Raw genomic sequence first — 20,198 nt, 5'->3', positions numbered from 1 at the left:
TCATCGCGCCAACCTCTGCTTCGTCCCGCAAGCCACTGAACGCCTGTCGCTGGACGCGCGCATGGTTCCGCGCCGCATATGCCCACGGTAGTGTCCGGGCATGGTCGCCAACAATGATGCCGTGATCAGCCAAATCAACGCCGTTCTCGAGAAATTCCACGACTCGAGCAAGCGCGCTCAGTTTAGAGATCTTTCCGATAGGCCAGTAGACGAAGCGAAGCACGTCGAGACATTGATGTACGCCGCAATCAAGAGGCTCTCTCCCCCAGGCAGCGCGTACATACAGCAAGCAAACTTGATCTTGGATAGTTGTGCTCCACCAACCCCAGCTTATACAGTACTGCACCTGTGCGGCATACTGACTGCGCTGCGAGACGACTACGAATCTGGCAGGCTGATGGGGATCACAGAGCTGATTCATGCTGACCTGTTCTCTGACATGCTTTCCATGGCGCAGTACTTCGTGGAGGACGGCTACAAAGACGCCGCGGCCGTGATAGGCGGAAGCGTCCTCGAAGAGCATCTGCGCAAATTGTGCAACAAGTTCGGGGTGCCGACCGTTGACGCATCTGGCGGCCACAAGAAGGCAATGCTCATCAATGCGGAACTCAGAAAAGCCGAAGCGTACGGGCTCACCGATGATAAGGCGATCACGGCTTGGCTCGACATCAGAAACAACGCTGCGCACGGCAAGTATGATAAGTACGAACTAGGGCAAGTTCGCCTGTTGGTTGATGGTGTCCGCGACTTCATCAGAAGGCACCCGGCCTGACCAGGTTCCGTATGTAGCGGCTCTACTCGAGGCGTCCAGCGCTTGAGCAGCGGCGCCCATCAGCGCGGTCAACTCGGCGACGTTCGGCACCATTGACTCGCTCATCCGAGCAATCGCCATCTCCGCCGCAAGCCTAGCGGCGACAGCGAGCGCCTTGCTCGCATCTCTCGCGTCGCTCGTTGCGCCATCGCGATCGTGCTGAGAGTTACGCTCTACAATTCTACCCATAGCGATCTCCTCCACCGCAAGGTGGTCGGACCGACGCTATGACATACCCCGTCCTGCCGGCATCATTCCCGCACGCTTCCGAGCGGTTTTCCTCGGCAAAATCGCTATAATCAGAGGACCTTAGACGAAAACGCCCCGCTCCCAGCGGCAAACTAGGAGCAGGGCGGCAGAAGCCGAGCGGTGCGACCCGTCCGACGTCCTGGCAGACCGGATCGTGGGCCCTCCGCCGGGGAAAGGCAAGGGTCCCGTGGCGAACGTGCTCCAGGCGGAGAAGCGCCTGCGTGTGCTTGCGGCGCTCGTAGACGGCAACAGCGTGCGCGCGACCGAGCGCATGACGGGCGTCCACCAGCGGACGATCCGCCGCTTCGCGCTGGCCCTGGGGCAGGGCGCGGAGCGGCTCCACAACCGGATGGTGCGAGACCTCCGGTGCATCCTCGTCCAGGTCGACGAGATCTGGGGCTACGTCCAGAAGAAGCAGGCGAGGGTGACGCCTGCTGACCCGCCCGAGGTTGGCGAGGCGTACACCTTCGTGGCCATGGACACGCTGAGCCGTCTCGTGATCGCCTACCGCGTCGGGAAGCGCGACCAGGCCACGACAGACGCCTTCATCAAGGACCTTCGCGCGCGCGTGCTGGTCATGCCGCAGCTGACCAGCGACGGCTTCGCGCCGTACATCAGCGCCGTCGGCGCATCCTTCGGGACGTCGATTGACTACATGCAGACGGTGAAGAACTACCGCTCTGGCAGCCGTGGACGCCGGGACGACCACCGGTACGAGCCGCCCAGGGACCCCTTCATCACGAAGAGCACCATCTACGGGGCTCCGGACCCGGCCAAGGCGTCCACGGCCTACGTGGAGCGCCTGAACGGCACCACGAGGCACCAGAACGGGCGCATGCGGCGCCTGTGCTTGGCCTTCTCCAAGCGCATCGAGCACCACCGCGCGTCGGTCGCTCTGACATACGCCTACTACAACCTCTGCCACGTCGTGAAGACGCTCAGAGTCACCCCGGCGATGCAGGCCGGCTTGACCGACCACGTGTGGACGCTGGACGAGCTCCTGGAGACGCTCACGGCCGAGGAGGAGGCTACCGCCCCCGAGGCGAAGCCGCTCACTCATCGCGAGCCCTCCGCGCCAGCGAGGCCGCTTCCGAACAACCGAGGGTTCCTGCGCCTCGTGACGGAGCCGACGCCCGCGCTGAAGCAGCGGCGCCGCAGCGAGCCGCCTCCGCCGGCATCCCCGGTCCAGGTCGTTCCACCGCCCGCGCCGGATGGCCCGATCCAGTTGTCCCTGTTCGATGAGCCGCCCACCGATGGCTGAGCTTGCGATGGGGTGCGGCACTTTGCTCGCGAGCCGCAGCACTTTGGCCAAAAGGCCGCACCACCCTGGCGACGCCCCTCCCAGCGGACTCGATCCGTGGCGACCCCCCCGGCGACGCCCCTCCCAGCGGACTCGATCCGTTGCGACCCCCCTGGCGACGCCCCTCCCGACGGACTCGATCCGTTGCGACCCCCCTGGCGACGCCCCCTTCCAACGGACTCGATCCGTTGCGACCCCCCCTTCCAACGGATCCGGTCCGCCGCAACCCCCTGGCGACGCCCCCTCCCAACGGATCCAATCCGTTGCTCCCCCCCGGCGGCACCCCCAGGCCGATGGCAAAGTATCTCGGAGAACACGATCTCGACGAGATCGTCGACGATCTCCCCCTTGTGAGTGACATGCTTGTCGAGGGACATGGCCTCGGCGTGCAGGCGCTGGCCGACAGCCCGCATCGTCACGGCGTCGAGGCCGGCCTCATCGGCGAAGCGAAGCACCGCCCGAAACACCCGATCCCGCGACAGAGCGATGCGCGGGTCGGCCCCACCGCCACGCTCCTGCGCATCCATCCATCCATCGACCGAGCCTTGCGCGGCGTCCGTGGCGAGCGCTCCCGGGAGCTCGACCCAAGCCTGCTGGGTATGCCTCCATAACGCCATGACCCCTCCCTGCTTCGCCGTTGACAAGATTACACAACAAACGCATTGTCTATCGCCTCGTCACTCGAAGGCTCACACAACGCCAGCGTGCCTGTCCTTCACCAAGGCTGACGCCGCACCGATCGCCGGCATGACGGCGTTCAAAGGGCTGCACGACGTCGGGGAGAGCCGCGCTGGCGAACGCGTACTCGTAGACGTGCGCGACAAGATCGTCGTCGCCGTCATCGGCTGACGGCTCGGATTGGAGCGAGAACCATGACCATCAACTCGAAGATCCTGATCACGGCGCTAGGGGTGGGAGTACTAGGTTGGGCTTCCGTGGCGCGCGCCGAGGCTCCCTCCGCAGCACCCGAGGCGGATCGCGCTCCGAACGAGTTCGCCCCGGCCCTGCGCCGCGGGGAATGGCTCTCGTCTCTGGGGTTGCACGCTTCGCTCGGCCTCGCCTTCGGCGGCGATGAACTCGCCGAGCTCACGTACTCGGACGGCTCCACGACCGCCGTCCACGCCGGAGAAGGGATCTCCCTCTCCGGTGGACTGACCTGGACGCCTCTCTGGCTCGGAGATCGCGTGGGACTCGGTCTCGGGCTGGACGCCGGGTGGAAGTACAAGAGCACCCTCGTCGACGCCGATGGCTCGATCAAGCTGGAGCGCATCCCATTGATGGCCTCCGTCCGAAGCCTGGTGGCAGTCGACAGCTCGTGGCACGGCGTCCTGGCCGCGGGCGGGATCCTGGAGATCAACCCGCGCCTCTATGGCGACGGCGTCCTCGGCGGCGCCGATGCTCGGTTCGACGACGCCCTGGGCGGCATGCTGGAGCTGGGCGTTCTGTGGGGTCGTCCGAAGGGCTTCGGGTTCGAGATGACCGGGCGCTGGACAATCCTGAGCTACGAGTACATGGGCGAGAGCAGCAACGCCAGCAGCGGGTCCGTCAACCTGACGGTCCACTTCTTCCTCTGAAGAGGAGAGGAAAGCGCCGAGCCCGGATTCGACCGGTTCAGGGCTCCCCGGGGCGCCCCTTCGACCGGCGCTCGATCTCATCCGCGGTCGATTCCAGCGCCGCACGCAGATCGAGCACCGCCCGCTCCAGCTCCTCGACGCGCCGGCGGCTCACCGCGAGCTCCGCTGTAAGCGTCGCCTCCGCCTGCCGTGCGAGCCGATAGGCCACGAGCTGCGGGCGATTCAATCGCAGGCAGTAGACGACGTTCGCCACGTCATCGGTGCCGCCATGCGCGCGCGGGCGATGGTGGTTGACCGTCAGCGTGGCCCCGACCGCATCCTCGTGCACCCCGCAGTAGGCGCAGCGCGCTCGAAAGCCCTCCCGGACCAGCGCGCGTAACTCATCGGCCACGCGACTACGCCCTCAGCGGGCCGGGGCGAGATCGTGCCCCATGAGGCGCCGGTAGTCCTCCGCCAAGGCCGCGTTCTTCTCCCGCAGCTTCTGGAGGTAGGTGGTGGCATCTGCCAGGAGCCCTTCCTGCTCGGCCACGATGCGCGCCAGGGCGTCAGCCTGGGATTCGAGCTGTGCCTTCTGCGCCGCGAGGTGCTCCGCGCGTGCCGCTGCCAGCTCCATCGCCGGGCGCAGGGCGTCGGCCTCTTCCGCGTCGAGATCCTCGAACAGACGAGAGAGCTCCGCGCGCTCGGGGTCCGTCAACGTCCCGCGCGCCTCGGCCGCGCGGAGCGCCTGGAAACGCCGGCTCTTCTCGTCGTTCCACCGCACCCCAGGAGAATGCCACGCCGAGGACGGCGCGCCAACCTGGCTAGTTCCGCCCGGCCCGCGCCCCTCAGCGCTCCTTGTCCTTCTTGCCGCTCCCCTTCTCGCTCTTCTTCTTGGCGTCGTCGCCCTTCTTCTTCTCGTGCTTCTCGCTCTTCTCGGGCTTCGACTTCGACGCCACCTTCTTCGACTCGCCGCGGCCGAGCGAGATCTCCAGGCGATCGCCGCGCGCCTTCGCCTTGTAGGCGGGCACGCCGTCCTTGAACTGCAGGGTGACCTCCGCGCCGTGCGCGGTGTTGACCACGCGCACCGACGCGATGCGCTTGTCCTTGCGGGCGAGGCCGCTGCCCGACGACAGCGCCCGCCGATCGGGCAGCGATACCGTGAAGCCCATCGCGCCGGCCGCGCCGTTCAGCTCCTCGATCGGGCCGTCCATCTTGAGCTTCAGGACGATGGGGTTCCTCACCGACCCCTGCCCCCACTCCCGCGGCCCCTCCTGGTCGCCGTCGTCCGCCGCTTCCACCTCGTCGTCCTCGCCCGGGCCGCCCGGGACCGCCGCGCCCGGCGCGAGCGCGTCGCCGGCCAGCGCGCTCGGCTCCGCCGGCGGCGTCGGCGGCACAGGCTCCGTCGTCGACAGGGGCGTCGCGCCGAACAGCGGGACATTCGCCGTGAGCGCGCCGCCCGGCGCTGCAGCCGGCCCCGCAGCCGCCGCGAGGGCAGGCGCGCCGGAGGACGCCGACGCTGGCAGCGCCGGCGCGCCCGCGGCCGACTCGGCCCCGGCCGAGGGCGCGTCGCCGCCCCGCAGGCCCAAGAGGCGCGCCGCCCCGAACACCACGAGCACCGCCGCCAGCCCAAGGAAGCTGCCGACCGCGGCCGCCTTCTTGTTGAAGCGCGGCGGCTCCCCGCCCTCGCCCGCCGCCTCCTCGGGCTCCTCGCGCACCAGCCGGCGCCCACCGGACTTCAGCGCGCCAGCCGGCGGCGGCGCCGTCTTGCGGCGCGGGCCGCCGTCCTTGCCCGACCCGTCGCCGTCGCCTGCGCGCGCGGCGCGCCGCGCCTTGATCCTCGCCACGAGGCCCGCCATCGCCGTGGCCGCGCGCGCCCCGGCGCCGGCGAGCGCGGGCGCGATCTTGCCCGCCACCGCCTTGCCCGCCATCGCGGCCTTCTCGCCGACCTCGCGCAGCCGGCCCGGCTGCGCGTCGGCAGCCGCCTCGGCGCCCGCGTCCTCGGCCGCGCTCCCCGCGGAGGACGGCGCTCCGTCGTCCGCGGAGGGCGGGGCCGCCTCGGCGCCCGCGCGCGCCTCCCGGGCCGAGAGCGCCGGCGATACGTCGCTGTCGTGGTCGTCGTCCGCGTGGGCCGCCGCGCCGCCGCTCGCGCCCGAGGGGGCGCGCTCGCCCCGAGGCTCGGCCGGCGGCGCCGAGGACGGCCGCGCCGTCGCGCGCTCGCCCTGATGATCGCGCGCCGGAACCGTCGGCGCCGTGGAAGGCCGCGCAGCCGCGCGCTCGCTTTGATGATCGCGCGCCGGGACGGTCGGCGCCGACGACGGTCGCCCAGCCGCGCGCTCGCCCTGCGGCGGCGACGAGGGCGCCCGCGCGCCGGCGTCGTGGGACGATCGCGCCGGGGCCGGGGGAAGCGCCTCGGGCGACGAGGGCCGCGGCCGCGGCGCCCTGGCCGCGCGGGGCGCCTCGTAGGCCAGCGTGACCACGAGCTGCGGCACGCTCGTCGCCGGGTCGACCTCGACCCTCACGTGATCGATGTACGCCTCGCGGCGCGTGCCCTGATCGACCTCCTCCAGCTCGAGGGAGCGGCCCACCTTGAGGAACTCCAGGTTGGAGCCGACCTCCAGGTCGTCGAGCCCGCCGCCGCGCACGCGCGCCTTCATGGGCGAGCCCAGACCCTCGATGTGGAGCCGCACGCGGGAGCCCCGCTGCGCGGCCCCGGGCGACGCGGCCGCGGCCTGGACGGCGAGCGCCGGCGCGGGGCCCGCAGCGCCTGCGCCGCCCGCGTCGATCGACGAGCACATCGCGCGCACCGCCTCCTCCGACCCGGCGTCGAGGCCGGTGAAGCGCAGGCCGAACTCGCCGCCGCGCGCCTGCTCGGCGCGCCAGCAGACCTCGCCCTCGACGACCAGCTCCTTGCCGAGCCCGTCGAACCGGCAGATCAGGGCGTCGCCGACCCGCGGCAGGTACGCCGTGCGCAGGCGCATCCCCTCGGGGGACATGTCGATCGACTCGGCCTCGAAGCCGCCGCCCGACGTCTCGCCGACCGCGACGAGCGCCTCGACGCGGACCCGCTGCCCGGCGCCAGCGCGCCGCTCGCCGCCGCCCTCGCGCTCTCTGTCCAAGGATTCCGGCGCCTTGCGAACGCCCTCTCCCTCTGCGCCTCGACCGTTCATACGCCCATTCCTCCGCCGCGAAGCCGCGTCCGCCGTCGCGGGCCCTCCGCGGTGCAAAGGGCCCATTGGCCGGCAGTACGGCGTAAGCCGCGCGCTGGCCAAGTTTTGGAGGCCCCGGCCACGCGCCATGCGCCACGTGAATACGCGCCGCCGTGATGCGCAGCGTTGCGGCGCGGCGAGCGACGGAGCAACGGGGGCGGAGGCGGTGTGCGATGGGCGGCAGGCGGTGACAGGCGGTGACGGGCGGTGACAGGCGGCGATCGAGCGCTCGCTTCACCTGGCGCTCGGGGGGGCAAACGTGGGAAACTCTCGCGATGGGCAAGGACGAGCCCCCGCAGAACCAGGACACGCCCGCGCCCGCCGCGAATCAGGATGTCGTCTTCATCCATAGCCCCGTCGAGCAGGGAGAAGGCTTCCGGGTCATCCGGAGCCGGGAGGACCGGCTCGAGATCGGCGAGCTGCGGCCCACCGAGCACGGGCGCCCGCTGAACGGGGAGCTCGTGAAGCTGACGCAGCGGTCCGAGCACGCGCGGCTCTTCGACGTGGAGGTGCTCCTCCCGGCGGCGCGCGAGTCGTCCCGGTCAGGCCCCGCGCAGGTCGCGACCGACGCCTACCGCTCGAACTGGGAGGCGATCTTCGGCCCGCGAGAGGCGAACAAGCTCGCCAACTGAGCGCCTGCGATCGCGGGCCGTCAGCGAGGGGCCATGGCGGCGAGCTGCCGCGCCTGGCCGGTCTTCCGGAGCGCGTACGCGATCCCGCGCTGGAGCGTCCCCTGGACGACGGTCTCGCGGAGGTCGATCCCGAGGCTGACCAGCGTCTGCGACACGTGGCCTCGGATCCCGGTGATCACCGCCTCGGCGCCGAGCAGCCGCAGCGCGGTCGCGGCCCGGACGAGCGTCGCGGCGACGCTGCTGTCCACGCCCTTCACGCCCGTGATGTCCAGGATGACGACCTGCGCCGACGTGTCCGCCACGCCGTGCAGCGCCGTCTCGAGCGCCTCGTCCGCCCGCTCCGCGTCCAGGGTCCCGATGAGCGGCATGACCATGATCCGGTCGGTGATCGGGATGAGCGGCGTCGACAGCTCGGCGAGCCGCTCGCGCTGCACGCGGATGAGGTCCTCCTGGAGGGCGGCGCGCGCCCGCTCGGCGCTCTCCCGCTCGACGAGCTCCGCCTCCAGCTGCACCTTCGCCGCGGAGAGCTCCGCGGTGCGGGCGGCGACGGCCGCCTCGAGCGCGTCGTTGGCCCTGCGGAGCTCGTCGCTCGCCGCCTGGACGCGCGCGTAGAGCAGCGCGTTCTTCACGGCGATGGCGGCCTGCGCGGCAACGAGCTCGAGCACGTCGAGGCGGGCGGGCGAGAACACCTCGGGCGCGGCGTTGTTCTCCAGATAGAGGACGCCCGAGACCTCCCCCTGGCTCACCATGGGCAGCGCGAGCACCGATCGCGGCTTGCGCGCCGCGACGTAGGGGTCGCCGTCGAACCGCCCGTCCTGCGCGGCGTCGGCCACGACGACGGCGCTCCCGGTGCGCATCGCGAGCTCGATCACCCGGGCTGCGGCGGCGCCGCTCTCGCGCACGGGCGTGGACGGGCCGACGCGCACCTCGCCCTCGTCCTCGGCGACGGCCTCCACGCGCGGCCCGCCCTCGTGGTCCAGGACCAGCGCGCCCCGCTGGGCGCCGACGCTCTCGACGGCGAGCCGGAGCAGCCGCGTCATCACGCGGCCGAGGTCGATCTCGCGCGCCACCGCCTGCGCGGCGCGGATGAGCGCCGCCGCGTCGAGCAGCGCCACGCGCCGCGCGACCGTCTCGATCGTCGACGAGGCGACCGAGGTCAGGTTCGACAGGACGCTCGCGGACGCGGGCTGGCCCGCCGCCGCGCGGGGGAGCAGCTCGACGTACGCCTCCTCCATCTGCCGCAGCTTGGCCGTGGCGCCCCAGCGCGCGTAGGCCTGGTAGGCCTCGACGAGGCACGAGCGCGCGAGCCACGGCATGCGCCTCGCCGCGAGGAACCTGCCGAAGAGCTCGCTGACGAGCGCGCGGTAGCGCACGTACCCCGCCTGCTCCGCCGCGTCGCTCGCTTGCTGGTAGAGCTCGAGGATCGGCTCCAGCGCCTCCCCGGCGACGCGCGCGCGCTCCGCCCGGACGAGCAGCTCCAGGTGCCGGAGCTCGGGGCAGTCCCGCGCGAGGACGGCGAGCTTGTCGTGGCTCGACGCGAGCATCTCGGCCAGCGCGCCGCCCTCTTCCCCGCTCGCCCGAGGGCCGAGCGCCAGGATGGTGAGGCAGGTGTAGAGCGGCAGATCGACGATGCCGATGTACTGGCCCGTCACGGCGCGGGCCCGCTCGTGCGCGCGGCGCGCCATCCGCAGCGCGCCCTCGTGATCGCCGTAGAGGTACGCGAGCGCGAGCTTGTTCGTGTAGTAGAAGCCAGCGACGATCGCGAAGCCCATCCCATCGAGCTTCGGCACGAAGGCGTCCTCGTCGAAGCCGGCGTCGCTCAGCGTGCCGCGGTCCAGCGTGCGCCCCTCGAGGTTCTGGATCACCTGCAGCGCGACGGTCTGGACCGCCGTCGACAGCGCGTCCTTCGTGCGGGAGGTGAAGCGCAGGAACCCGCCGACGTCCTCGCGCACGCGCCGGAGCTCGCCTTCCAGGCTGAGCTTCATCTGGGCGACGATGTTGGAGGCCGCCGACGCGAACATGAAGTCGCCGGTCTCCATCCCGGCGACCCGCGCCCGCTGGAGGACCTCGAGCGCCTCGCGCTGCGGCCTCGAGTGGTTCATGACGACCCCGTAGTTGAAGTCGACCTTCGCCCTGATGGCATCGACCCGGTACCTCTCGTTCAGGGCGACGCCCATCCGCACGATCCTGTAGCCCTCGTGCGGCTGGCCCCAGAACGCGGCCAGGTAGAAGCCGTGGAGCGCGTACGCCACGCTGGCCATCGGCGAGATCCCGTGCCGGAGCGACAGGTTCGCCATCCTGACGGCGAGGAGCTGGGCCAGCGGCAGGTTGACGATATACGCCGAGGGCGAGCCGTAGCCGAGCATCTCCACCACGATCCTGACGCGCGGATCGGCGAGCTCCGGGCCCGCGCCGACGTCCTCGCCCCGCCGGGCGGCGAAGCCGCGCTCGGCCTCGGCGAGCTCCGCGCGGAGCGCGGCGGCGAGCGCCTCGCCGTCGGTGGGCACCTCCATGCCGAAGAGGCGCAGGCCCTGGAGCGCCACCGCGAGCGAGCCCGCCCAGCGGTGCTGCGCGTTGTAGAGGACCATCCGCATGCAGTAAACGCGCGCGCGCTGGACGTCCGAGGTGGCGCGCTCGAGGAGGGCGTCGAAGAGCGCCTCCGCGTCGTCGCAGCGGCCGGTCAGGTACGCGCACTCGGCCTTCGCGGCATGGATGTCGAAGACGTCGAAGGCGAGGCCCGGCTCGCCGGCCCATGGATCCGGGCCGAGCGCGGACGCCGCGGCGCTCAGGTAGCCGAACGCGGCGTCGTACGCGGTCGCCGCCTGCGCGCGCCGCCCCGCGGCCAGGTTGAGCCGCACGAACTCGCCGCGCTCCGGCGGATCCTCGATCGGGGCCGGGGCGAGGTTCAGGTGGCCGACGACGACGAACAGATCCTCGTCGCTCGGGTCCTCGCCGAGGCTCGCCGCGAGCAGCCGGCCGATGCGGTGGTGCAGCCGCTTCCGCTCCGGCTCGTCGATGAGCGCGTACGCCGCCTGCTGGACGCGATCGTGCAGGAACCGGTACGAGACGCGGAACGAGGGGTCCTCGAGCAGCCTGCCCGCGACCGCCGCGTCGCCGGCGTGGACGAGGCGGTACTCGGGATCGAGGGGCACGACGAGGCCCGCCCGCAGGGCCTCCCAGAGGGCCGCGGCCACCTCGCCCGGGGGCTGCTCGGCGACGAGCGCGAGCGTCCGGAGGTCGAAGCGGTGGCCCACGCAGGCGGCGAGCCGGAGGGCGCGCTGCGCGCCGGGCGCGAGCCGCCGGATCTTCGCGGCCATCAGCTCGACGACGCCCTCCGCGCCCTCCGCGCTCCGGGCGCGATCGAGGCTCCACGCCCACGCCCCCGCGGCCGGATCGAAGCGCACGATCCCCTCGCCGGCGAGGGCGTGCAGGAGCTGGTGGATGAAGAACGGGTTGCCCGCGGTCCTCTCCAGGATGAGCGCCGCGAAGGCGTCCGTGTCCTCGAGGCGACAGCGCAGGGCGTCGGCGAGGAGCCGGCGGATGTCCTCGATCTCGAGCGGCCCGAGCCACACCTCGGAGGCGGACGCGCCCGCCGCCCGCAGGCCGCCGACGAACCTCGCCAGCGGGTGGGCGTCGTCGACTTCCTGGTCGCGGTAGGCGCCGATCACGAGCATCCCGCGGACGTCGGGATCGGTCATGAGGAGCTCGAGGAGCTTCAGCGAGGCCGGGTCGGCCCACTGGAGGTCGTCGATGAAGAGCGCGAGGAGGTGCTCCTCCGTGACGGCGCGGACGAAGGTCTGGAACGCCAGGCGGAAGCGGTTCTTCGACTCGCTCGGCCCGAGCGGCTGCACGGCGGGCTGGGGTCCGACGACGCGCTCGAGCTCGGGGATCACGTCGACGACGACCTGCCCGATCGAGCCGAGCGCGGCGCTCAGCCGGGCCTTCCAGCGCGCCACGGACTCCTCGCCCTCCGACAGGATGCGCTCGCACAGCTCGCCGAACGCCCGCGCGATGGCCGCGTAGGGGGTGCGCTGCTTGAGCTGGCCGAACTTCCCCGAGACGAAGTACCCGGGCCGCCGCGCGAGCACCTTGTAGACCTCGCGGACGAGGGCGGACTTGCCGACGCCGGCGTGGCCGGAGATGAGGAACAGCTCGACGGCGCCGGCCGCCGCGCGCTCGCACGCGGCCACGATCGCCTGCGCCTCGGCCTCGCGCCCGTAGAGCTTCTCCGGCAGCCAGAGCCGGCCGCCCGCGTCGCGCTCGCCGAGCGGGAAAGGATCGACGCGGCCGTCGGCCTCGTACCTCCGGAGGCACTCCTCGAGATCGGCGCGCAGCGCCTCGGCGCACGGGTACCGATCCTCGGCGGCCTTGGAGAGGAGCTTCATGACGAGATCGGAGACGACGCGCGGGATCTCGGCCGACGCGGCGTGCGGCGGCGTCGGCGTCCTGGCCAGGTGGCAGTGCACGAGCTCCATGGCGCTCGGCGCGGTGAACGGAGGCGCGCCCGTGAGCAGCTCGTAGAGGGTGACGCCCAGGGAGTAGAGGTCCGTGCGGCAGTCGAGGCTGCGGTTCATCCAGCCCGTCTGCTCGGGTGACATGTACGGAAGGGTCCCCTCCGCGGCGCCCGGGTTCTCGGCCCTCGGCGCCTCCTGCGACAGGCGCGTTGCGATCCCGAAGTCGGCGAGCTTGACCACCAGCGGATCGAGGCGGACGAGCAGGTTGTGCGGCTTGACGTCCTTGTGAATGATGCCCGCGTGGTGCAGCGACGCGAGGGCATCCGCGACGTGGATGCCGATCCGCAGGATCGTGGCCAGGCCGAGCCTCTCGCTCCGCAGGACGATGTCGAGCGACGCGCCGCCGAAGTCCTCCAGGACGAGCACGGGCCCCCCGTCGCTCTCCTCGACGTCGAGGACGCGGAGGACGCCCGGGTGCGCGATCTCGCGCGTGATCACCTGCTCGTGGCGGAGCCTCGCGATCGCGCGCGGCGACGCCCGCCCGGCGCTCGGTCCCTTCAGCACGACGGGCTGCCCGTCCGACGCGCGGCGCGCGCGGCGCACGGTGATCATCGTCCCCTCGTGGAGGATGGCTTCCGCGGCGTAGCCATGCAGCGGGCTCGCGGATCCGGTGGCATGGTCCGCGCCGAGTGTGGTCATGCGTACAGGTTACAACTGATACGGAACCTACCGTGACGGCGTTCGACGTCGCGTCGGAGCCGCCGTGACCCAGACCGGTAGTCCAGCGCACATCCCATCGATGGTCCTCGTCGTTCCTTCTCTCGAGCTCCGCCGGTGCGCGGGCGTGCCGAATCTTGAGCCGCGGAGGCCTCCCGGGGAACACTGCTGGGCGTGGTCCAACCCCGCCGGTCGACCGTCCCGCCCTTGACAGCGGTCGCGCCCTTCACGCAAAGGCGAGGCGTGCAGGCGCTACCGCTGACGGCGACCGACGACGAGGCGCTCGCGCGCGCCGCCGCGCAGGGACACCCGGGCGCCGCGCCCATCCTCTGGCAGCGGTTCGCGCCGCTCGTGCGCCGGATCCTGACGCGCACCCTCGGGCCGGGCGACGAGGTCGACGATCATGTGCAGGACACGTTCCTGCGCTTCTTCCGCGTGGCGAAGGACCTCAGGGACCCTTCGCTGCTCTCGAGCTTCATCGTCGGCATCGCGGTGCGCGTGGCGCGCGCCGAGCTGCGGCGCAGGCGCGTGCGGCGCTGGCTCCAGCTGTCGCCCTCGGGCGAGCTCCCGGACATGGGGGGCGCGCAGCAGGATCCGCAGGGGCGCGCGGCGCTCACGCGGCTCTACCGCATCCTCGACCAGGTCGACGACAGGTCCCGGGCGCTCTTCGTGCTGCGGTTCATCGAGGGGCTCGAGCTCACCGAGATCGCCGCCGCGCTCGGCTGCTCCCTGGCCACGACGAAGCGCCACCTCGCGCGCGCGTCCCACCGGATCCTCACCGCCGCGGAGCGCGATCCCGCGCTCTCGGCCTACCTCACCAAGGCCCCGCAGGACCTCGATCGGCCCGGGACCCTCCCCGCCGACGGAGGAGATCGCGATGAATGAAGCGGAGAAGCTGAGCCGGCTCGCGGACCTCGTGCGGAGCGGCGTCCCCGCGGACGTCGACGCGGCGCACGACGCCGCCGAGCGCGCCCGCTTCGTGGAGGCGGTGAGCCGCGGCGCGGGCCGCGCGGGAGCCCTGGGCCGCGTGGGCTCGTGGCTGCGCGCCTCGCCCCTGTGGAGCGCGCTCTCCGGGTGGCCTCGGTGGAGCTTCGCGCTCGCCGGCGCGGCGGCGCTCGCGCTCGCGCTCGTCACGCTCTGGCCGGCGCGGCCGCTCGACTACGCCGTCGAGGGCGCGCCTTCCGCCGCGGGCCGGTACATCGCCGCGACGGCCGGCGGAGAGGCGCGGCTCCGCTTCACGGACGGCACCTCCGTCGCGCTCTCGCCGGGCAGCGCGATGCGCGTGGTCGACGTCGACGCGGCCGGGGCGCGCATGCTGCTCGAGGACGGCCGCGCGTCGCTGCGCGTCACGCGGCGGCCGAAGGCGCGCTGGTCCGTCGAGGCGGGGCCGTTCGCGGTGCTGGTCACCGGCACGGCGTTCGACGTGTCCTGGAGCCGCGGCGACGGCACGCTGCGCGTCGATCTGCACGAGGGGAGCGTGACCGTGCGCGGGCCGCTCGCGCCCGACGGGCTGCCGCTCCGCGCCGGGCAGCGGCTCGTGGCGCGGATGCGCGAGGGCGACGTGCAGATCTCGAGCGGCGACGCCGCGAGCGCGGCGGACCCGGCGCCGAAGGCGCTGCCGCCCGCGGGCACGGCGGCGCAGCCCCGGGAGGAGAAGACCATCGGACCTGGCGACGCCGGGGGCGGCGACGCCGGGGCCGTACGGCCGGAGGGCTCGCGGGCAGAGGGGGCGCCCGCGAGTCCTCCGACGGACGGTGCGGGGCCGGCGGCGCCGGCCGGCGCGGCGGCGGCGGCGCCGAGCTGGGCCCAGCGCGTGGCGGCGGGGGATTTCCGGGCGGTCCTGGCCGAGGCGGAGCAGCGCGGCCTCGGGGGGGTGCTCGAGCGGGGCTCGCTGGACGACCTTGTCGCCCTAGGGGACGCGGCGCGGTACGCGCGGCGCGGCGACGTGGCGCAGCGCGCGCTCTCGGCGACGCGCAAGCGGTTCCCGGGGACGAGCCAGGGCAAGGCGGCGGCCTTCCTGCTCGGCCGCCTGATCCACGACGGCGGCTCGCCCGAGGCGGCCGTCGCCTGGTACGACACGTACCTCGCCGAGTCGCCGGGCGGCCCGTTCGCGGCCGAGGCGCTCGGCCGCAAGATGGTGGCGGTCGAGCGCACGGCCGGCCGGGCGGCGGCGCGCCCCATCGCGGAGCTCTACCTGAAGCGCCACCCGCGCGGCGCGCACGAGCCCGTGGCGCGCGATCTCCTCACGCCGTGACGCCCGGCGGGTGACTCACCCGTTCTGGCATCCATCGTTTGATCCGATCGGGAGAACGTTCGGGTGGTGGGGGGCTTACCCCACCCTGCCGGAACGATGGATCCGTCAAGACGCCACAAGACGCCAAGATTCGGAGACCAGGAGCGCGCTCTGGCGAGGAGGTGTCAATTCGAGCGGCTCAGCGGGTACTTGTAGAAGTTCTGCGCCCACTCGATGGTCCAGATCGTCGGCTCCACGTACACGTTCTTGTCCGCGCCGAGGATCATGCCCCGCTTCATCTTCGCCATCGCCGTCAGGAAGACCTTGCGATCGTCCTCCATGCGCGGCCGCATCACGGTCGACGGGGGATACAGCTCCTTGACCTGAGCCACCGTCGCCGCGTCGTTGATCCACCCGTCGACCCCGTGCTCGCCCTTCGGGAGGCGCGAGCCGCCGGCGTCCAGCCAGTCGCGCAGATCGTTGTTGCCGCGGTTCATGCCGTCAGCGTGGCAGCCGATGCAGGAGCTGCCGGTGTTCAGGCGGCGGTCCTGGGTGGCGAAGCCCAGCGTGCTGTTGATCTGCGCGTCCGAGGCGGTCTTCTGGAGGCGCGGATCGCGCACGATGTTGACGAACGCGTCGACGCGGCGCTGGTTGATGCCGCCCCAGAGGGAGTACCCCTGCAGGCCGTTCGGCAGATCCCAGATCACCTCCTCCGCCGACTGCTGGAGGCCGTCGGTCCCGGTGTAGTAGCGGCAGTTGATGTAGCTGCCGCCCGCGTAGCTCGGCGCCCCGTCGCACCCCGCCGGCTCCGTGCCGTTCGGCTGAGCCAGCGTCGCGATGAAGCTGTAGTTGCTCGCCGAGCCGCCGGCCCCGCTGATGAACTTGGGGATCGGGTGCGCCCAGAAGGGGAACCGGATCTGGCCCGTCTCGTACGCCTGCTCGATGGTGGTCACGCCGTCGAGCTGCCCGGAGAAGACGTCCCACGTCTTCCAGTAGAACCCGCCGCTCTTCGTCCTGGCCCTGTAGTACATGCGGGAATCGACGGTGATGGCCTGCTTCGTGAGCATGTACTCGTACGACTTGATCCCCGCGTCCTTGATGACGCCGAGCTCGGCCTCGAGATCCTGCGCGTACCAGGGGATCGCCATGATGGCGTTGTAGACGTCCGGGCGTGTCAGCGTGTAGACGAGCTGGCTCGCCTCGATGTAATCCGTCTTGAAGCCGTTGACGTTGGGCGGCAGCACCTGGCTGTCCGTGGCGCCCTCCACGTTGCCGGCGAGGACGCGCCCCCAGACGAGCCTGGCGAAGCTCGGATCCACCTGGACCGTCGAGGTGTATCTGTACCGCTCCCTGAACGTGACGTCGGAGCCGACGGGCTCACCCAGGTAGTTGACCGAGGTCCTCCCGAAGAAGACGTCGTCGTCCGATCCGCCGAAGTGGAGCTTCGTGACCCCCTTGTTGTAGCCCCAGTAGTTGCGGGTATCGAAGCGGTAGACCATGCCCTTGCCGTTGATGTCCACCGGGTTGACGATCGAGGGGGCCCAGCGCGCGGTCGAGTTCAGGGCCTTCGACAGCCCCACGCGGGCCACGTTGAGCTCCTCTGCGCTGACGCCCGCGTTGTGGAGCTCGTGCAGCGAGGCGTACTTGATGAACTCCGCGTCCGCCGCGGCGACGGTGGCCTTGTCCGTCGCGATCCACGCCTTGACCTGGTCCTCGGTGACCTTCTCGCCGGCCGCGACGGGGCGCGGGGTGGCCGGCAGGGTCGGCGCGACGGCGTTCGCCCACGCCGTGACGGCGTTGAGCATCTGCGTGTTCGCGTCTCTGCAGCTCGTTCCGAAGCAGTTGTGCCGGTCGATGCCCATCCGGACCACGAGCTTGGAGTCCGCCGGCTTCTTGAAGTTGACGCGCGTGAGCGCGTACTCGTGGGCCAGCGCCGGATCGACGTCGGAGTGCATGGGCGCCTGGGCCTTGCCCGTCGAGCTGTGGCAGCCAGAGCAGTTGGCGGTCAAGAGCGGGTAGACCGTCGTCTTGAAGGCCTCCAGCGACGCGGCCATGTTGAAGTTCATCTCCTTCGGAAGGCAGACGGCCTCGACGTTCTTGCCGCCCTTCCCGTCCGGGATCTGGCTGTAGCCGAGCGTGCAGCCCGACGCCGGGTTGACCCCCGTATCCGCGTCGCCGCCGCCCGAGCCGCCCGCACCGCCGGAGCCGCCCGCACCGCCCGAACCACCGACGCCGGTGCTCGCGCTGCTGGAGCTGGTCGCGCTGCTGGAGCTGGTCGAGCTGCTGGAGCTGGTCGAGCCGCCAGCGCCACCAGCGCCGCCGGACCCGCCCGAACCACCGACGCCGGTGCTCGCGCTGCTGGAGCTGCTTGAGCTGCTGCTCGCGCTGCTTGAGCTGCTGCTCGCGCTGCTTGAGCTGCCCCCCACGACCTTGAACGTGAACTTCTGGTTGTCGCCGTTCGCCCAGCTGTACTGCTGGAGGCCGGCGCCATCTGCGGTCGACCGCCCGATGACGTCGAGCGCCTTGTTGCTGTTTCTGGCCATGATCCGCTGGGCGTTGTTGCCGACGTCCACGAACGAAAATTGCTGGCTCGTGGCGTTGCCGCAGCTGGATTGGACGACGGTGGCACCGTTCGCCGTCGATCCACCGTTGATCCCGAGGCAGAGGCCGCTGTTCACGTTCCGCAGCCGGAAGTATCCACTCCCCGCGGACTCCGCCCGGAACTGCTGTCGCGTGGAGCCGTTGCACGTGGCGATCTGCGCAGCCGCCGAGCTCGCCGTGCTGCCCCCGCGTATCTCGACGCACTTGTTGCTCTGCACGCCGACGAGCGTGTAGGCCGCGTTCGGGTCGATCGTGAGGCTCTCCTCGAGCGCGTCGCCTTGCTCGCTGCCGGTGTCGTCCAGACCAGCGATGCATGAGACGGCGAGAAGGCTCGTCGCGGAGGCAAGCAAGGCGCTCCTTGATGCGAATCTCATGTTGTTCTCCTCTGTCAAGTAAGAAGTACGGTCTATCTACAGCTCGACGCTGCCCTTGCGCTGGTCAGGGGCTCTCGACACGCAATGCGCGATGGAGGCTCCGGAGGGACGGCCGCGGTGGTCATCGGTCATCGCCCCCCAGGGGATCTCGATCACGAGGTGCGGAGCTGGAGGACTCGTTCGACAGGCGGTCAGGCACCGCTAAGAGGATTACTCTTGTCTCGTATCGTGTTGCGAGTCAAGCCAATCATGCGTCCCGCCGCGTCATTTGCACGTTCGTTTGCGTGGTCATTTACGTGTTCGTTCACATGGTCATTCACGTGAGCGTTCACATGATCGAACACATGATCGTTCGCGCGATCGTCAATAAATCCGCGCAAAAACGCGCGAATTTGCGCATCTCCGCGCCGGTCTCCCGCCGTCGATCCTCTTCACTTTGCCGCGCATCTGTCCATCTTGTTCAGTTTGTCGGCATTTATGAACGACTATTTACGAAGCCACGACCACGACAGTTGATGGCCAATGACCTGTGCCGCAATGTCCCACATCGACCGAGACATTTGGCTTCTCTCGCCCTCTTCGCCCGTGCCACTGAACGGGTCGAGTCTCGCCTGAACGAGAGTTGCCGCGGCACCCCTGGATCATCGGATGACCAGGGATTCGCCGTGCGTTGATTCCTGCACAAATCCAGGCAGGTCGCTCCCCCGAGGCGGTACCCGGCGGGGCACGGGGCGGATCGCCAACGGGCCAGGGCCAAGGAGAAAGCGTCAGGCGATGGTCAATATTGACAAGTTGAGAACAATTTGTCAAGTTCAGGCCTTGACGGTCTGCGCGCCGATCGCAAAGCTCGTCCGGTGCGTGAGCGAGCCACCCTGGCCGAGCGCGCTCCACCCGGAGGAGCCCACGCCTCCTCCGGCGACCAGGTCGCGGAATGGTCGCCTTCAAGGTCGTGTTCTGTCTCGCCAGGCACCGCGCCTGGCAGGAGGTCGTCCCCTCATGAACGATTCACGGCGTCGCAAAGGGCTGCGGCTCGAGCGGGCGCGCGCTTCAGCTCAGTTCAAGGACGGCAAGTTCGAGAACCCTTCGGGCGCCGGCCCCACCATGACCAAGGGCTCGACGCTGCCCGTGCTCGGCGAGTTCTTCTTCCGCCGCGGCCGGCGGGAGCCGCCCGCGCCGCTGCCCGTCGTGCGGCCCCACGAGACCTGGACCCGGCAGAGCGACACCGGACTGCGGGTCACCTGGCTCGGCCACAGCACCGTCCTCCTCGAGCTCGATGGCCGCCGGGTCCTCACCGATCCGGTGTTCGGCGAGCGCGCCTCGCCGGTCTCCTTTGCCGGCCCGCTGCGCTTCCATCCGGTCCCGGCCGCGCTCGACGAGCTGCCGCCGCTCGACGCGGTCCTGCTCTCCCACGACCACTTCGATCACCTCTGCGCGCCGACGATCGAGGCGCTGGCCCGCACGCGCGTCCCCATCGTCACGCCCCTCGGCGTGGGCGCGCTCCTCGAGGCGCTCGGCGTCGACCCGGCCCGGATCACCGAGCTCGACTGGCACGAGCGCGCGGAGATCGGCGGCGTCCGCTTCACCGCGACGCCCTCTCAGCACTTCTCGGGCCGCGGGCCGACGAGCCGCAACGCGACGCTCTGGGCTTCATGGGTCATCGAGGCGGAGCGGCGCAAGGTCTTCTTCTCCGGCGACACCGGGCTGTTCCCCGGGTTCGAGGACATCGGCAAGCAACACGGCCCCTTCGACCTGGTGATGCTCGAGGTCGGCGCGTACCACCCTGCGTGGGGGACCATCCACCTCGGCCCCGAGAACGCGCTGACCGCGTTCGAGATGCTCGGCGGCGGCACGCTCCTGCCCGTCCACTGGGGCACCTTCAACCTCGCCCTCCACGACTGGGACGAGCCGGCCGAGACGCTGCTCTCCCTGGCCACCGAGCGCGGCGCGCGCGTCGTGACCCCCGGGATCGGCGCCGCGTTCGAGCCCGAGCGCGTCGGGGCGCCGACCCCGTGGTGGCGGGCGGTCGCGGGCCCGCGGTGACGGACGGCGGCCAGCCCCGTTCCGCCGG

General features: G+C 71.2%; 15 protein-coding genes. 10 read left to right on the top strand and 5 right to left on the bottom strand.

Annotated elements, in window-relative coordinates:
- The first annotated feature begins 100 nt into the window (after positions 1 to 100).
- The 5 genes from WMF39_RS15295 (at position 101) to WMF39_RS15275 (ending at position 3,934) form a co-directional block, all read left to right on the top strand.
- Positions 101 to 772 (top strand): hypothetical protein, encoded by a 672-nt coding sequence (locus WMF39_RS15295; protein ID WP_437746247.1) that lies wholly within the window; start codon positions 101 to 103, stop codon positions 770 to 772.
- 475 nt (positions 773 to 1,247) lie between these two features.
- Complete coding sequence (locus tag WMF39_RS15290) at positions 1,248 to 2,321, top strand: transposase (RefSeq protein ID WP_437746246.1); 1,074 nt, start codon at positions 1,248 to 1,250, stop codon at positions 2,319 to 2,321.
- A 332-nt stretch (positions 2,322 to 2,653) separates the two neighbouring features.
- Positions 2,654 to 2,971 carry a hypothetical protein gene (locus WMF39_RS15285; RefSeq protein ID WP_437746245.1) on the top strand — a complete coding sequence of 106 codons (318 nt, stop codon included), beginning with the start codon at positions 2,654 to 2,656 and terminating at the stop codon, positions 2,969 to 2,971.
- A gap of 4 nt (positions 2,972 to 2,975) precedes the next feature.
- On the top strand, positions 2,976 to 3,209 hold the full coding sequence (locus WMF39_RS15280) for a hypothetical protein (protein ID WP_437746244.1): 234 nt from the start codon (positions 2,976 to 2,978) through the stop codon (positions 3,207 to 3,209).
- 23 nt (positions 3,210 to 3,232) lie between these two features.
- Positions 3,233 to 3,934 (top strand): hypothetical protein, encoded by a 702-nt coding sequence (locus WMF39_RS15275; RefSeq protein ID WP_437746243.1) that lies wholly within the window; start codon positions 3,233 to 3,235, stop codon positions 3,932 to 3,934.
- 37 nt (positions 3,935 to 3,971) lie between these two features.
- Here the strand turns inward: WMF39_RS15275 and WMF39_RS15270 are convergent, their stop codons facing one another.
- The 3 genes from WMF39_RS15270 to WMF39_RS15260 form a co-directional block, all read right to left on the bottom strand.
- A complete protein-coding gene (locus tag WMF39_RS15270; protein WP_437746242.1) occupies positions 3,972 to 4,325 on the bottom strand; it encodes an HNH endonuclease in 354 nt (117 codons plus the stop codon).
- A 12-nt stretch (positions 4,326 to 4,337) separates the two neighbouring features.
- Positions 4,338 to 4,694 (bottom strand): hypothetical protein, encoded by a 357-nt coding sequence (locus WMF39_RS15265; protein ID WP_437746241.1) that lies wholly within the window; start codon positions 4,692 to 4,694, stop codon positions 4,338 to 4,340.
- A gap of 64 nt (positions 4,695 to 4,758) precedes the next feature.
- A complete protein-coding gene (locus WMF39_RS15260) occupies positions 4,759 to 7,029 on the bottom strand; it encodes a PilZ domain-containing protein (RefSeq protein ID WP_437746240.1) in 2,271 nt (756 codons plus the stop codon).
- Positions 7,030 to 7,394: 365 nt separating this feature from the next.
- Here WMF39_RS15260 and WMF39_RS15255 point away from each other — a divergent pair, with 365 nt between their 5' ends.
- Entirely contained in the window at positions 7,395 to 7,751 is a 357-nt protein-coding gene (locus tag WMF39_RS15255) for a hypothetical protein (protein ID WP_437746239.1), read from the top strand.
- A 20-nt stretch (positions 7,752 to 7,771) separates the two neighbouring features.
- Here WMF39_RS15255 and WMF39_RS15250 read toward each other — a convergent pair whose 3' ends face one another.
- A complete protein-coding gene (locus tag WMF39_RS15250; RefSeq protein ID WP_437746238.1) occupies positions 7,772 to 12,904 on the bottom strand; it encodes an AAA family ATPase in 5,133 nt (1,710 codons plus the stop codon).
- Between the two features lie 261 nt (positions 12,905 to 13,165).
- Between WMF39_RS15250 and WMF39_RS15245 the strand changes: the two genes are divergently transcribed.
- A complete protein-coding gene (locus tag WMF39_RS15245) occupies positions 13,166 to 13,807 on the top strand; it encodes an RNA polymerase sigma factor (RefSeq protein ID WP_437746237.1) in 642 nt (213 codons plus the stop codon).
- The gene (locus WMF39_RS15240; RefSeq protein ID WP_437746236.1) at positions 13,800 to 15,176 is read left to right on the top strand and encodes a FecR domain-containing protein; all 1,377 of its coding nucleotides are present in this window, start codon (positions 13,800 to 13,802) and stop codon (positions 15,174 to 15,176) included. The genes WMF39_RS15245 and WMF39_RS15240 overlap by 8 nt, the downstream gene beginning before the upstream one ends.
- 164 nt (positions 15,177 to 15,340) lie before the next feature.
- Here the strand turns inward: WMF39_RS15240 and WMF39_RS15235 are convergent, their stop codons facing one another.
- Positions 15,341 to 18,130 (bottom strand): RICIN domain-containing protein, encoded by a 2,790-nt coding sequence (locus WMF39_RS15235; protein ID WP_437746235.1) that lies wholly within the window; start codon positions 18,128 to 18,130, stop codon positions 15,341 to 15,343.
- 284 nt (positions 18,131 to 18,414) lie between these two features.
- On the opposite strand from WMF39_RS15235, the gene WMF39_RS15230 reads away from it, so the two are divergent.
- Positions 18,415 to 18,804: a hypothetical protein gene (locus WMF39_RS15230; protein WP_437746234.1), complete on the top strand. Its 390-nt coding sequence runs from the start codon at positions 18,415 to 18,417 to the stop codon at positions 18,802 to 18,804.
- A 322-nt stretch (positions 18,805 to 19,126) separates the two neighbouring features.
- Positions 19,127 to 20,170 carry an MBL fold metallo-hydrolase gene (locus WMF39_RS15225; RefSeq protein WP_437746233.1) on the top strand — a complete coding sequence of 348 codons (1,044 nt, stop codon included), beginning with the start codon at positions 19,127 to 19,129 and terminating at the stop codon, positions 20,168 to 20,170.
- Positions 20,171 to 20,198: the final 28 nt, after the last annotated feature.

Origin of the sequence: Sorangium sp. So ce1504 (assembly GCF_051521635.1) — a bacterium.
GTDB classification, from domain to species: Bacteria; Myxococcota_A; Polyangia; order Polyangiales; family Polyangiaceae; genus Sorangium; species Sorangium cellulosum_B.
This window is presented reverse-complemented; position numbering and strand designations above follow the sequence as displayed.

What these genes read in the sequence shown, in the direction of transcription:
- WMF39_RS15295 (WP_437746247.1), top strand. Translation starts at nt 101, where the DNA reads ATGGTCGCCAACAATGATGCCGTGATCAGCCAAATCAACGCCGTTCTC.
- WMF39_RS15285 (WP_437746245.1), top strand. Translation starts at nt 2,654, where the DNA reads ATGGCAAAGTATCTCGGAGAACACGATCTCGACGAGATCGTCGACGAT.
- WMF39_RS15280 (WP_437746244.1), top strand. Translation starts at nt 2,976, where the DNA reads ATGACCCCTCCCTGCTTCGCCGTTGACAAGATTACACAACAAACGCAT.
- WMF39_RS15275 (WP_437746243.1), top strand. Translation starts at nt 3,233, where the DNA reads ATGACCATCAACTCGAAGATCCTGATCACGGCGCTAGGGGTGGGAGTA.
- WMF39_RS15255 (WP_437746239.1), top strand. Translation starts at nt 7,395, where the DNA reads ATGGGCAAGGACGAGCCCCCGCAGAACCAGGACACGCCCGCGCCCGCC.
- WMF39_RS15250 (WP_437746238.1), bottom strand. Translation starts at nt 12,904, where the DNA reads ATGACCACACTCGGCGCGGACCATGCCACCGGATCCGCGAGCCCGCTG.
- WMF39_RS15240 (WP_437746236.1), top strand. Translation starts at nt 13,800, where the DNA reads ATGAATGAAGCGGAGAAGCTGAGCCGGCTCGCGGACCTCGTGCGGAGC.
- WMF39_RS15235 (WP_437746235.1), bottom strand. Translation starts at nt 18,130, where the DNA reads ATGAGATTCGCATCAAGGAGCGCCTTGCTTGCCTCCGCGACGAGCCTT.
- WMF39_RS15225 (WP_437746233.1), top strand. Translation starts at nt 19,127, where the DNA reads ATGAACGATTCACGGCGTCGCAAAGGGCTGCGGCTCGAGCGGGCGCGC.